Source organism: Arthrospira sp. PCC 9901 (genome assembly GCF_059013425.1).
Genome location: NZ_CP102296.1, coordinates 4,913,394 through 4,926,225, shown reverse-complemented (window position 1 = coordinate 4,926,225; position 12,832 = coordinate 4,913,394). Strand labels below are relative to the sequence as shown.

Sequence of the window (12,832 nt, the reverse complement as noted above, 5' to 3'; positions counted from 1 at the left end):
TAATTAGGCTTTAGGGTTAATATGAATTTGGATATTTACACACTGATAATAATGGTGGTCATCTCATCATGTCTACAATCATTGTTACTGATTATATTTAGATTATGTGTGAATCAGTATCAGGGCATATCAACCTATATGTTAGGCACTATATTATCATCTATCTCTTGGGTATTAGCTCTAATTTACACTACCCAGATGCCCCCGTTTGTCAAACTTTTAGGAAATCTGATTATTGCCAGCTCCATAGTTTTGCAGGTTTGGGGAATTGGCAAATTTTTACAAAGCAAAATTAATCAATATAATTGGTTGTTTATTGGCGCAATTTTTGTGTTTTCACAGTTTTATTTTATTTATGCTTGGGATAACTATTTTTGGCGAAATATCAGCTTGATTGGAATAGTAAGTTTCAGCTATGGGATGGGTTTAAAATATATAATAACTGCCAATATCAGTAACTTTGCTATTACGGCTCGTTGTCTTTCAGCGGTATTATTCGGGGGTATATGTACATTTTTAATCCGTGGAATATTGCTGATTAATAGTCAAACTCAGTTCGCCGTCGAGGCAACCATCCCCAACATATTTACTTTTTTTTCTATGTTTATATTAGGCTTTATGCGGAATAGTTGCTTTGTGTTAATGGTGAGTCAAAGGATGTATTCTGAGTTACATAAAATTGCTCAAATCGACTTTTTGACGAATCTGTTAAACCGAGGAGCGATGACCCTAAAGGTAGAGGAAATCCTAGACATGAATCCCCCCAAATTATTGACATTAATTTTGTTGGACATTGACTATTTCAAGAAAATTAATGATACCTATGGTCATGATGTAGGTGATTTAGTCTTAAAGGAGGTAGCGCGCACCCTGGAATCACAGCTAAATCCACAGGATTTAATCGGTCGTTGGGGAGGAGAAGAGTTTTTAATATTTTTGCCGAACTGTACCGCCGAAAAGGCTGAAAAAATCGCTAACTCTCTCCGGGTAGAGGTGGCGAATACTCCGATATATTATCAGGGTTATAGTCGGGAATATATCAAATGTAGTATTAGCTTGGGAGTGGTGACGACTAACCCCATAAATAAGACTTTAGATGAAATTATGAAAGCGGCAGATTTGGCGTTATATGAAGCGAAAGCTAAGGGACGAAATCGGGCGGAATTTGTGCTGATAGGCTAAATATAGCGATCGCCTTAGTTGATTTTCCGGTTCTAGGGTAGTAGTATGGTCGCGCTTGTCAAGTTCAGTCTGAACATTTAGGCGGGAGTTGAGATTGTACCCTGGCATTGATTACAGTGAGCGATCGCCCATAATTGGGCATCGGATCTAAAATTAGGCTGATGATGTTCAGTTAAATTTAAGTCTAAGTTATGATTTTTAAGCGCCAGGAAGTGGCGTTTAAGCCTGTGGAGACGATGGGAGACCCCAGCTATAAACTAATAGCCTGGGGAATTGTCGGAGAAGCAGGAAGCCTACAGCCAATGCGTCAGCCTGTTCTGACCCAGGTGGTGGTAGGGTACTTCACAGATAACCGAATAACGGATAGTTAAGAGATATGCCGCGACGCGACGACCTAAAAAAAATTCTGCTGCTGGGTTCGGGTCCAATTGTCATCGGACAAGCCTGTGAGTTTGACTATTCAGGGACTCAAGCCTGTAAAGCCCTACGAGAAGAAGGATATGATGTAGTTCTGGTCAACTCTAACCCAGCCACAATCATGACCGACCCGGAAACAGCCCGGCGGACATACATTGAACCCTTAACCCCAGAAATTGTGGAAAAAGTCATCGAGGCGGAACGTCCCGACGCTTTATTACCAACCATGGGGGGTCAGACCGCCTTAAATATTGCGGTGGCTTTGTCGAAAAATGGGGTTTTAGACAAATATGGTGTTGAACTGATTGGCGCTAAATTAGATGCGATTGAAAAAGCCGAAGATCGTCTCCTGTTCAAACAGGCGATGGAGAAAATTGGGGTCGGCTGCTGTCCATCAGGTATTGCGAATAACCTCAATGAAGCCAGGGCTATTGCGGAGCAAATTGGTAGTTATCCGCTGATTATTCGTCCCGCCTTCACTATGGGGGGTACAGGGGGCGGTATTGCTTATAATCAGGAAGAATACGAGGAATTGGCGATCGCTGGGTTGGATGCTTCCCCCATGTCCCAGATTTTGGTGGAACAGTCTTTAATTGGCTGGAAAGAATACGAGTTAGAGGTAATGCGGGATTTGGCGGATAATGTGGTGATTATCTGTTCCATTGAAAACCTCGACCCTATGGGGGTTCATACTGGCGATTCCATTACCGTCGCTCCGGCGCAAACCCTCACCGATAAGGAATATCAACGATTGCGGGATGCGGCGATTAAAATTATCCGGGAAATTGGGGTAGAAACGGGAGGTTCTAATATCCAGTTTTCCGTGAACCCGGTTAATGGAGATGTGATTGTCATTGAAATGAACCCCCGCGTCAGTCGGTCTTCGGCTTTGGCTTCCAAGGCGACTGGGTTCCCTATTGCGAAGTTTGCAGCCAAATTGTCTGTGGGTTATACCCTCGATGAAATTAGCAATGATATCACCAAAAAAACTCCGGCTTCTTTTGAACCAACTATTGATTATGTGGTAACAAAGATTCCCCGGTTTACTTTTGAGAAGTTCCCAGGTGCTGAACCAGTATTGACTACCCAAATGAAATCGGTGGGTGAGGCGATGGCTATTGGTGGCACTTTCTGCGAGTCTTTCCAAAAGGCTATGCGATCGCTCGAAACAGGTTTGGCGGGTTGGGGACTTAATACTAATGAAAAAGTCCCCAGTTTGGATACTATCCGTTCTGGTTTAAGGACTCCTAACCCCGACCGAATGCTAACGCTCCGCTATGCCATGTTATTGGGAATGTCCGTAGAGGAGATTTATGAGTTAACCGGGATTGACCCTTGGTTTTTGGATAAGTTGCAGGAATTGTTGGAGACGGAGAAATTCTTAAAACGCACTCCCTTGAACCAAATTAATCATGAGGATATGCTGGCGATTAAGCGACAAGGTTTTAGCGATCGCCAAATTGCTTTTGCAAGTCAAACCACGGAAGATGAAGTCCGTAAATATCGTAAGGGTTTAGGGGTCAAACCTGCCTATAAAATGGTGGATACCTGCGCCGCCGAATTTGAGTCTACCACCCCTTACTATTACTCTACCTATTGGGAAGAGGACGAAATGATCCCCTCCGACCGCCCCAAAGTCATGATTCTCGGCGGCGGACCTAACCGCATTGGTCAGGGGATTGAGTTTGACTATTGTTGCTGTCACGCCTCCTATTCTTTGCGCGATGATGGCTATATCACCATTATGGTTAACTCCAACCCGGAGACGGTTTCCACCGACTACGACACCAGCGATCGCCTCTATTTTGAACCCTTGACCAAGGAGGATGTTTTTAATATCATCGAGGCGGAAGAACCACTAGGTATTGTGATTCAGTTTGGCGGTCAGACTCCCTTAAAACTAGCCGTCCCCCTGGAAAAAGCCTTGTCAGAATCCACCCTAAAAACTAAAATTTGGGGGACTAGCCCTGACTCTATTGATACCGCTGAGGACCGGGAACGCTTCGAGAAAATTCTCCGGGAGTTGAATATTCAACAGGCGGCGAATGGAATGGCTCGCAGCTATGAAGAGGCTCTCGCGGTGGCGGGTCGTATCGGTTATCCGGTGGTCGTGCGTCCTTCCTATGTGTTGGGGGGTCGCGCCATGGAAATCGTCTATTCTGATGAGGAATTGGAACGATATATGACCTTTGCGGTGCTGGTGGAACCGGATCACCCGATTTTGGTTGATAAGTTCCTGGAAAATGCCGTTGAGGTCGATGTTGATGCGATCGCTGACCATACCGGAAATGTCGTCATCGGTGGGATTATGGAACATATCGAACAGGCGGGGATTCACTCCGGGGACTCCGCTTGTTCCATTCCTACCCAAAGTCTATCAGAAACCGTCCTCGCTACCATACGCCGCCAGACTATTCAATTAGCCAAGGCTTTGAATGTGGTGGGTCTGATGAACATTCAGTTTGCGGTACAAGGTGAACAGGTTTATATTCTGGAGGCTAACCCCCGCGCTTCCCGGACTGTTCCCTTTGTGTCTAAGGCGATCGGTATTCCTTTGGCGAAAATGGCTTCCCGCGTCATGTCTGGCAAGACTTTGGCAGAGTTGGGATATACTCAGGAGAAAATTCCCGATTATGTCTCGGTGAAAGAGGCGGTTTTACCTTTTGCTAAGTTCCCAGGTACCGATGTCCTCCTCGGTCCAGAAATGCGATCGACCGGAGAAGTTATGGGAATTGATACCGAATTCGGACGCGCCTTTGCTAAAGCCGAATTGGCTGCGGGTCAGGTGATACCCATGTCGGGGACGGTGTTTGTCTCTGTCAATGACCGCGATAAAGAAGCGATCGTTCCTGTGGTTCAAGATTTCCTGGCTCTCGGCTTTAAGGTGACTGCTACCATCAACACTCGCAAGGTGTTATGGGAACATGGGGTTAAGGTTGACCTAGAGTTGAAACTCCATGAGGGTCGCCCTAATGTATTGGATGCTATTAAAAATCACGCGGTACAATTGGCGATTATCACGCCTTCGGGGTCGGAAGCACGCGCTGATGGGATTATGATTCGGCGATCGGCTTTGGCTTACAAGGTCCCGATTATTACCACTATCGCTGGCGCTAAAGCCACCATATCCGCTTTGCGATCGCTCCAGCAACGCCCCCTAGATGTTAAAGCCCTTCAAGACTATTACATTTAAAATAGTCTCGCCCTAGGGCTAATGGGCGGGTTTAGACGGAAAGAAAGGGTCGGTGCTAGTAGGGGCGGGTGCTAGATCCGCCATCGAGAAAACCAGCCAACTACCTGCACCCGCCCTTCTTCTTCTTTAACACCATCGAGAAAACCAGCCAACTACCTGCACCCGCCCTTCTTCTTTAACAGCATCGGGAAAACCAGTCAACTACCTGCACCCGCCCTTCTTTTTTAATGCCCCTACATTGGGCGCGTTATTCGAGGTCGAAATTTGGTGAAATTGGGTGAAATGCGATCGCACCACCCAAAACGGCGGCGGGGAAAGGGCGGGTGTATATCATTGGCTGGTGTGTTCAAAACGGCGGTGGGAAAGGGCGGGTGTATATCATTGGCTGGTGTGTTCCATGGCTGACTGCTGCACCCGCCCCTACATTACATTGGGCGCGTTATTCGAGGTCGAAATTTGGTGAAATTGGCTGAAAATGCGATCGCACCACCCAAAACGGCGGCGGGAAAGGGCGGGTGTATATAACTGGCTGGTGTGTTCCATGGCTGACTGCTGCACCCGCCCCTACATTACATTGGGCGCGTTATTCGAGGTCGAAATTTGGTGAAATTGGCTGAAAATGCGATCGCACCACCAAAACCGGCGGCGGGAAAGGGCGGGTGTATATCATTGGCTGGTGTGTTCAAAACGGCGGTGGGAAAGGGCGGGTGTATATCATTGGCTGGTGTGTTCCATGGCTGACTGCTGCACCCGCCCCTACATTACATTGGGCGCGTTATTCGAGGTCGAAATTTGGTGAAATTGGGTGAAATGTGATCGCACCACCCAAAACGGCGGCGGGAAAGGGCGGGTGTATATAACTGGCTGGTGTGTTCCATGGCTGACTGCTGCACCCGCCCCTACATTACATTGGGCGCGTTATTCGAGGTCGAAATTTGGTGAAATTGGCTGAAAATGCGATCGCACCACAAAAACCGGCGGCGGGAAAGGGCGGGTGTATATCATTGGCTGGTGTGTTCCATGGCTGACTGCTGCACCCGCCCCTACATTGGGCGCGTTATTCGAGGTCGAAATTTGGTGAAATTGGGTGAAATGCGATCGCACCACAAAAACCGGCGGCGGGAAAGGGCGGGTGTATATCATTGGCTGGTGTGTTCCATGGCTGACTGCTGCACCCGCCCCTACATTGGGCGCGTTATTCGAGGTCGAAATTTGGTGAAATTCGGTGAAATGCGATCGCACCACCTGTTCAAAACGGCGGCGGGGAAAGGGCGGGTGTATATCATTGGCTGGTGTGTTCAAAACGGCGGCGGGGAAAGGGCGGGTGTATATCATTGGCTGGTGTGTTCAAAACGGCGGCGGGGAAAGGGCGGGTGTATATCATTGGCTGGTGTGTTCCATGGCTGACTGCTGCACCCGCCCCTACATTACATTGGGCGCGTTATTCGAGGTCGAAATTTGGTGAAATTCGGTGAAATGCGATCGCACCACCACCAAAACCGTCGGGAATGCGATCGCACCACCCAAAACCGTCGGGAATGCGATCGCACCACCACCAAAACCGTCGGAAATGCGATCGCACCACCACCAAAACCGTCGGAAATGCGATCGCACCACCACCAAAACCGTCGGGAAAGCGATCGCACCACCAAAACCGCTGACTAACCGCTAATCTTCCCAGGTCTTGAATTTAACAGCCACCAGGTGAACCTCCCCAAAATTAACCCAATTACACAACTAATAATAAACGTCAAACTTGCCGTTGATGCCGGATGAATCGTTGGCGCTTCTTCCTTATTCTGTGAGGGGAAAAACGGGTAGATTTCCGTTAATATACCCTCCGAATAATTCGCGATTGATGAAGCCGCCGCCGATGCTGTACCCACTCCTATACTAGCAGCAGCGATCGCCCTTTCTAGCCGATCTTCTCTTTTCGCTTGATTAATTTCCACAATTCCCTCAATCGTCTTAATCAGATTTTCTAATAAAATCATCCCCGGACTTAAACTCTCATAGTCCGTTTTTACCTGTCTTTCATACTTTTGTGCTGCCAATTTACTAAACTCAGCAAACGTAGTTAACTCACAATTTGGGTCTACCTTCGCAAATTCTTTTAACCTTTGTCGATAGTTGGTTAAATTAATCGTAATTGTCCTTAACTGGGAATGCAGTTGACTTAAATCGATCGCATAATTCCCTAATATTTGTAGCGTCTTTTCTAAAGCCTCTTGTAAATCTTCCGGGTTTTTCCGCTGTTGGCGAATTGTTAAGACCGATTTTTGAATCGTTTGATAATTGTCTTTTAATCGGCGTTTCAAAATCCGACTTTGGCTATAAGCCCAAATAATCTTATGGCGATAGGATAACAGGCGTTGAAAATGGGTCTGTATTTCCTGAATTTTATCTTTCATTGCCGTTAAGTCGCACTCTGCTGGTAATAGCCAAATTAAATAATGGCTTTCTCCTAAACTGTTTTGAATGTCCTTTATCAGCAGTGACTTATGTTCATCATTTAACCGGGGATAATTTCGCAGGTCTTCCGGTTTTTCATTATCCATCAGTCTCAGTAAATTTTCCCAATCTTTCACCGAAACTAACTGGGTTATTTCAAATAAATCGCCCCCTAACAGTTTATTCCCTGGGAAACTCAATTGATTATCTTTTTTATCATCTTTTTTCCAGGGTAGGGGTTTATTGGCGATTTCTGTATAACTCTTTTCGGCAATTTCATTAACTTTCTCTGGGGAATATTTACCGTCAAGTTGACCCCACAATAACCAAGTTTGACCTAGGCTTGAGGGAGTGTTATTAATCCTTTCCTCAATGTATTTTTTCAGTTGACTTAAACTGGTTTTCTGATATTTGCTATCATAGGCATCAACGATTAAACTATAGCTATCCCCCAATTGCGAGGCGGCTAAAACATATTCTATCCCCATTAGAGGTTGTTCCCCCCCCTGCTCGTCTAACAAAACAATATCGCTTTCGGGGTTTTCGAGTTTAGCATATTCTTCCAGTTTTTGCTTATTTTCTGGCGTTAAGTCACTATATGGTTTTTGCAGGTAAGGATGAAACCGCCGCCAAAAATAATAGCGATTAAAATCTATGCTTTTTGAGGTTTGTCCTAACCCTTCCCGTAAGTCATACAGAAACAGTTGCAGTGTGATTTCTTTTAGGGGATACATTCAGTTAACTTAGATAGATGGAGATGACTTAAATAGTTGGCTAAAAAACTCTTTTAGTTTGCCACCTCCCGAAGGATTTAGCGCATCTTTTGAGGCTTTTACTGGGTCGGGAGAATGACAAATTACCTCCACCGTATTGCTTAATTCTGTGCTATAATCATCACTCTCGAATATCGGTAGATAGCCTTTTTGGCGATCGCTTCCCTGCATTAGTCGATCGCACTCCTCCTCATATAATAGGGCTAAGTCTGTATCATTCATGGCGATCGCCTCTAATTGTTTGGTATTATTAGCAACATCGGAAATCGCTGCCAATTGATTACACACATTGGTTGGCAACTTTTTGTTCAAACGCGCTAAAGCGTGAATCAATGCCGTTATGGTTACTTCATCGTTAGGAGTCATAGCTAATTAATTTATGAGGGTGGAAGATGCCGTCAGAGATTCAGGCGACTTCGACGATTTCGTTGATTCGCCTACTCCTAAATTCTACCACAGTCTCGGTCATCTGTATACACCCATTTGATAATTAATTTATCCTGTCCGTGACCCCCCGTCACTCCTACCCAGGAGACTCAGTGACTCCCCCTTAGCTTAATAACCCGAAATCACCAAACTCCCCCAATGATAAACATCAGAAAACGGCATAACTTCCGGGTTTTCCTGTCTTTCAATCCGTCCTAAAGCCTTGGCTAAAATTCCCTGATTACTCTCACTCAAAGGATCTGATAAACAGGATTCATAAACCTTGGCAATTTCTGCCCAGGTCGCCTCACAGCGTAACCAATTTTTCGCTTTATGTAAAGCCACCGCCGCCGTTTCACCCCCTAGATATTCCTGATAAAACTTAATCGCCAATACCGCCGACGATTCATCATTCACCAGCCATAAATCTGATAATCATGATGCCAATCCGTGATGAAAGTTTCCAGTTGTTTCTGTTGCCAAGCCGATAAGGGTATAGCCGTCATGTCGTCTACCGTCAGGATAAAGGTTATCAAATAATAGTTGCCATAATACCAATAAATCATGGCGGTTTCCGGGTTAAGCAAGGCGTGAATTTGTGCTTCTGTTAACCCTAGCTTTATGGTAATCCGGTTTATATTTTAGGGCTTGGTCGTAGGAGGATATCGCTTGTTTATACTCTCCTAAATTATACATCGCCACCCCTCGGTTATTCCAAGCTTTATGGTAATCCGGTTTATATTTTAGGGCTTGGTCGTAGGAGGATATCGCTTGTTGATACTCTCCTAAATTATACAGCGCCACCCCTCGGTTAAACCAAGCTTCATGTAAATCCGGTTTATATTTTAGGGCTTGGTCGTAGGAGGATATCGCTTGTTGATACTCTCCTAAATTATACATCGCCACCCCTCGGTTATTCCAAGCTTTATGGTAATCCGGTTTATATTTTAGGGCTTGGTCGTAGGAGGATATCGCTTGTTTATACTCTCCTAAATCCTTCAGCGTCACCCCTCGGTTATACCAAGCTTCATGTAAATCCGGTTTATATTTTAGGGCTTGGTCATAGGAGGATATCGCTTGTTTATATTCTCCTAAATAAGACAGCGCATTCCCTCGGTTATACCAAGCTACATGGTCATCCGGTTTATATTTTAGGGCTTGGTCATAGGAGGATATCGCTTGTTTATACTCTCCTAAATGATACAGCGCATTCCCTCGGTTATACCAAGCTTCATGGAAATCCGGTTTATATTTTAGGGCTTGGTCGTAGGAGGATATCGCTTGTTTATACTCTCCTAAATGATACAGCGCATTCCCTCGGTTATACCAAGCTTCATGGAAATCCGGTTTATATTTTAGGGCTTGGTCGTAGGAGGATATCGCTTGTTTATACTCTCCTAAATCCTTCAGCGTCACCCCTCGGTTAAACCAAGCTACATGGAAATCCGGTTTATATTTTAGGGCTTGGTCGTAGGAGGATATCGCTTGTTTATACTCTCCTAAATAAGACAGCGCATTCCCTCGGTTATACCAAGCTACATGGTCATCCGGTTTATATTTTAGGGCTTGGTCATAGGAGGATATCGCTTGTTTATACTCTCCTAAATAAGACAGCGCATTCCCTCGGTTATACCAAGCTACATGGTCATCCGGTTTATATTTTAGGGCTTGGTCATAGGAGGATATCGCTTGTTTATACTCTCCTAAATAAGACAGCGCATTCCCTCGGTTATACCAAGCTACATGGTCATCCGGTTTATATTTTAGGGCTTGGTCATAGGAGGATATCGCTTGTTTATACTCTCCTAAATAAGACAGCGCATTCCCTCGGTTATACCAAGCTACATGGTCATCCGGTTTATATTTTAGGGCTTGGTCATAGGAGGATATCGCTTGTTTATACTCTCCTAAATAAGACAGCGCATTCCCTCGGTTATACCAAGCTACATGGTCATCCGGTTTATATTTTAGGGCTTGGTCATAGGAGGATATCGCTTGTTTATACTCTCCTAAATAAGACAGCGCATTCCCTCGGTTATACCAAGCTACATGGTCATCCGGTTTATATTTTAGGGCTTGGTCATAGGAGGATATCGCTTGTTTATACTCTCCTAAATAAGACAGCGCCTTCCCTCGGTTATACCAAGCTACATGGTCATCCGGTTTATATTTTAGGGCTTGGTCATAGGAGGATATCGCTTGTTTATACTCTCCTAAATGATACAGCGCATTTCCTCGGCTAAACCAAGGTTCATGGAAATCCGGTTTATATTTTAGGGCTTCGTCATAGGAGGATAGGGCTTGTTTATACTCTCCTAAATCAGACAGCGCCTTCCCTCGGTTAAACCAAGCTTTATGTAAATCCGGTTTATATTTTAGGGCTTGGTCATAGGAGGATATCGCTTGTTTATACTCTCCTAAATGATACAGCGCATTTCCTCGGCTAAACCAAGCTTTATGTAAATCCGGTTTATATTTTAGGGCTTGGTCATAGGAGGATATCGCTTGTTTATACTCTCCTGAATAAGACAGCGCCACCCCTCGGTTATACCAAGCTTTATGGTCATCCGGTTGAAATTCGATCGCTTTTTCCCAGGAGGATATAGCCCCACGCACATCACCATTATCATATCGTTGTAATCCATCGTTAAACCATTTCTTAGCATCAGTCGGGAGAGAATCAGTCGAGGTTGGGGCGGGGTTGGGGGGTGCTGCTTCGGGGGGAGTTTCTGGCGGTAATAAATAAGCCGCTATCTCGGAAATTGCGCCACAATTTAACTTCTTTAATAATGATAGCTGCCGGGAGATTTCTGGGTCTTTAGCGCTATGCTGAAACCGGGGACACCATTCCCGCCATTGGCTTTCCGTCACCCGGTATTCATTCCGACGCAGCCAACCCATCACCTGGTCGCGGTTCCAACCTTGACCTACCTTAGTCAGCAATTGTCGAAATAACCATTCATATTCATGGTCTGGGAGTCGGGGAGGGTTTGACCTCTGCGGCGGTGGGGGAGGGTTCAGCAAGTTGAGTAACTTATTCCCCACCTGGGTCAACCATTGAAGAAATCGGCGCACCAGGTGCATCAGTTGCTTAAACCATTGACGAAATCGGCGCACCAGGCGCATCAGTTGGTTAAACATAAGTAGTTATCGGGAGTATGAAACCATAAAAAACCCCTGTCGGCTACTGGGGGGTGATAAATATTGTAATCCTTTCCCACAGTCGCGGGTTTCACGTCCTCCACCTACCCCAGCCACCTGTCACAAATTAATTTCCCCTTCTGGGTTTTCGCGGTGCGGATTTTCTGGCGTTAAGTCACCATATCCATGGTTTCTCAGGTCTGTCCTAACCCTTCCCGTAGAAACAGTTGCAGCGTCATTTCTTTTGGGGGGTACATTCAGTTAATAGATGGATATCACTTCAATAGTTGCCTGAAAAACTGTTTTAGTTTGCCAACTACCGAAGGATTTAGCGTTTCTTTGGAGGCATTTACCGGGTCGGGAGAATGAAAAATTACCTCCGCTACCTCCGCCAGATTGCTTAATTCTTTGCTATAATCATCACGCTCGAATTTCGGTAGATAGCCTTTTTTTCGATCGCTTCCCTCAGCCATAAGGCGATCGCACCACAAAAACCGGCGGCGGGAAAGGGCGGGTGTATATAACTGGCTGGTGTGTTCGATAGCTGACTGCTGCACCCGCCCCTACATTACATTGGGCGCGTTATTCGAGGTCGAAATTTGGTGAAATTGGCTGAAAATGCGATCGCACCACCCAAAACCGCCGTGGGGAAAGGGCGGGTGTATATAATTGGCTGGTGTGTTCCATGGCTGACTGCTGCACCCGCCCCTACATTACATTGGGCGCGTTATTCGAGGTCGAAATTTGGTGAAATTGGCTGAAAATGCGATCGCACCACCACCAAAAACCGCCGGGAATGCGATCGCACCACCACCAAAACCGTCGGGAATGCGATCGCACCACCCAAAACCGTCGGGAAAGCGATCGTCTAAACTTGATTATCTATCTGGTAACCATGATTGTAATTTGGTAAAGAGATAATCAACTAGTGAATAAAATTTACCTTGTTTACGAATCAGTGATACAATACAATATGTTACACAGCATACAAGTGCGACAATTATAGCCCCAACCGGTCCCAAACCCTCAGCAGTTAAATACATTCCTCCACCTGAAAATACTACAACACCAGCGTTCTTGACAGGTTTAGGTATACTAAGCATAATATTTAGTCCTTAACTGAATAATATACTCAGTTTGCTTAATAGATGTTAATTTGTCAAGTTTATTGTGAAGTATCGTGATTGTGAATAAAGGCGTACTGAAGCACATCATCGCCAATCAACCATCGGGTAAAGGATAATCGCAA

15 protein-coding genes are annotated in these 12,832 nt (G+C 45.4%); 7 read left to right on the top strand and 8 right to left on the bottom strand.

Annotated features, from left to right (window positions below; translation table 11 throughout):
- Positions 1-198 precede the first annotated feature (198 nt).
- The 3 genes from NLZ44_RS21870 to carB all read left to right on the top strand — a co-directional run bounded on the left by NLZ44_RS21870 (position 199) and on the right by carB (position 4,792).
- Positions 199-1,182, top strand: coding sequence for a GGDEF domain-containing protein (locus NLZ44_RS21870; RefSeq protein ID WP_493751145.1), 984 nt, complete (start codon positions 199-201; stop codon positions 1,180-1,182).
- Positions 1,183-1,373: 191 nt separating this feature from the next.
- A complete protein-coding gene (locus NLZ44_RS21865; RefSeq protein ID WP_493751144.1) occupies positions 1,374-1,553 on the top strand; it encodes a hypothetical protein in 180 nt (59 codons plus the stop codon).
- A gap of 5 nt (positions 1,554-1,558) precedes the next feature.
- Positions 1,559-4,792, top strand: coding sequence for a carbamoyl-phosphate synthase large subunit (gene carB, locus NLZ44_RS21860; protein WP_493751143.1), 3,234 nt, complete (start codon positions 1,559-1,561; stop codon positions 4,790-4,792).
- Between the two features lie 420 nt (positions 4,793-5,212).
- On the opposite strand, the gene NLZ44_RS21855 is transcribed toward carB, so the two are convergent.
- Positions 5,213-5,335 carry a hypothetical protein gene (locus NLZ44_RS21855; protein ID WP_493751142.1) on the bottom strand — a complete coding sequence of 41 codons (123 nt, stop codon included), beginning with the start codon at positions 5,333-5,335 and terminating at the stop codon, positions 5,213-5,215.
- Positions 5,336-5,395: 60 nt separating this feature from the next.
- Here NLZ44_RS21855 and NLZ44_RS21850 point away from each other — a divergent pair, with 60 nt between their 5' ends.
- Positions 5,396-5,533, top strand: a complete 138-nt coding sequence (locus NLZ44_RS21850) for a hypothetical protein (protein ID WP_493751141.1) — start codon at positions 5,396-5,398, stop codon at positions 5,531-5,533.
- A 177-nt stretch (positions 5,534-5,710) separates the two neighbouring features.
- Here the strand turns inward: NLZ44_RS21850 and NLZ44_RS21845 are convergent, their stop codons facing one another.
- A complete protein-coding gene (locus NLZ44_RS21845) occupies positions 5,711-6,127 on the bottom strand; it encodes a hypothetical protein (RefSeq protein ID WP_493751140.1) in 417 nt (138 codons plus the stop codon).
- A gap of 126 nt (positions 6,128-6,253) precedes the next feature.
- Between NLZ44_RS21845 and NLZ44_RS21840 the strand changes: the two genes are divergently transcribed.
- Positions 6,254-6,457, top strand: a complete 204-nt coding sequence (locus NLZ44_RS21840; protein ID WP_493751139.1) for a hypothetical protein — start codon at positions 6,254-6,256, stop codon at positions 6,455-6,457.
- Here the strand turns inward: NLZ44_RS21840 and NLZ44_RS21835 are convergent.
- The 6 genes from NLZ44_RS21835 to NLZ44_RS21810 form a co-directional block, all read right to left on the bottom strand.
- A complete protein-coding gene (locus NLZ44_RS21835; protein WP_493751138.1) occupies positions 6,454-7,977 on the bottom strand; it encodes a hypothetical protein in 1,524 nt (507 codons plus the stop codon). The genes NLZ44_RS21840 and NLZ44_RS21835 overlap by 4 nt on opposite strands.
- Positions 7,978-7,986: 9 nt before the next feature.
- Positions 7,987-8,382, bottom strand: coding sequence for a hypothetical protein (locus NLZ44_RS21830; RefSeq protein ID WP_315645596.1), 396 nt, complete (start codon positions 8,380-8,382; stop codon positions 7,987-7,989).
- Between the two features lie 189 nt (positions 8,383-8,571).
- Complete coding sequence (locus NLZ44_RS21825) at positions 8,572-8,859, bottom strand: CHAT domain-containing protein (protein WP_111893123.1); 288 nt, start codon at positions 8,857-8,859, stop codon at positions 8,572-8,574.
- Positions 8,856-9,008, bottom strand: coding sequence for a hypothetical protein (locus NLZ44_RS21820; protein WP_164468733.1), 153 nt, complete (start codon positions 9,006-9,008; stop codon positions 8,856-8,858). Before NLZ44_RS21820 ends, NLZ44_RS21825 begins: the two co-directional genes overlap by 4 nt.
- 13 nt (positions 9,009-9,021) lie before the next feature.
- Complete coding sequence (locus NLZ44_RS21815; RefSeq protein ID WP_493751137.1) at positions 9,022-11,583, bottom strand: tetratricopeptide repeat protein; 2,562 nt, start codon at positions 11,581-11,583, stop codon at positions 9,022-9,024.
- A gap of 275 nt (positions 11,584-11,858) precedes the next feature.
- Positions 11,859-12,140: a hypothetical protein gene (locus NLZ44_RS21810; RefSeq protein WP_235720272.1), complete on the bottom strand. Its 282-nt coding sequence runs from the start codon at positions 12,138-12,140 to the stop codon at positions 11,859-11,861.
- A gap of 45 nt (positions 12,141-12,185) precedes the next feature.
- Here NLZ44_RS21810 and NLZ44_RS21805 point away from each other — a divergent pair, with 45 nt between their 5' ends.
- Entirely contained in the window at positions 12,186-12,344 is a 159-nt protein-coding gene (locus tag NLZ44_RS21805; protein WP_493751136.1) for a hypothetical protein, read from the top strand.
- On the top strand, positions 12,331-12,504 hold the full coding sequence (locus NLZ44_RS21800) for a hypothetical protein (RefSeq protein WP_493751135.1): 174 nt from the start codon (positions 12,331-12,333) through the stop codon (positions 12,502-12,504). Before NLZ44_RS21805 ends, NLZ44_RS21800 begins: the two co-directional genes overlap by 14 nt.
- The last annotated feature ends 328 nt before the right edge of the window (positions 12,505-12,832 follow it).

Bases quoted from the DNA above. Each gene is read 5' to 3' on its own strand.
- NLZ44_RS21870 (WP_493751145.1), top strand. From the start codon at position 199: ATGCCCCCGTTTGTCAAACTTTTAGGAAATCTGATTATTGCCAGCTCC.
- NLZ44_RS21865 (WP_493751144.1), top strand. From the start codon at position 1,374: ATGATTTTTAAGCGCCAGGAAGTGGCGTTTAAGCCTGTGGAGACGATG.
- carB (WP_493751143.1), top strand. From the start codon at position 1,559: ATGCCGCGACGCGACGACCTAAAAAAAATTCTGCTGCTGGGTTCGGGT.
- NLZ44_RS21855 (WP_493751142.1), bottom strand. From the start codon at position 5,335: ATGGAACACACCAGCCAGTTATATACACCCGCCCTTTCCCGCCGCCGT.
- NLZ44_RS21845 (WP_493751140.1), bottom strand. From the start codon at position 6,127: ATGATATACACCCGCCCTTTCCCCGCCGCCGTTTTGAACACACCAGCC.
- NLZ44_RS21835 (WP_493751138.1), bottom strand. From the start codon at position 7,977: ATGTATCCCCTAAAAGAAATCACACTGCAACTGTTTCTGTATGACTTA.
- NLZ44_RS21830 (WP_315645596.1), bottom strand. From the start codon at position 8,382: ATGACTCCTAACGATGAAGTAACCATAACGGCATTGATTCACGCTTTA.
- NLZ44_RS21820 (WP_164468733.1), bottom strand. From the start codon at position 9,008: ATGATTTATTGGTATTATGGCAACTATTATTTGATAACCTTTATCCTG.
- NLZ44_RS21815 (WP_493751137.1), bottom strand. From the start codon at position 11,583: ATGTTTAACCAACTGATGCGCCTGGTGCGCCGATTTCGTCAATGGTTT.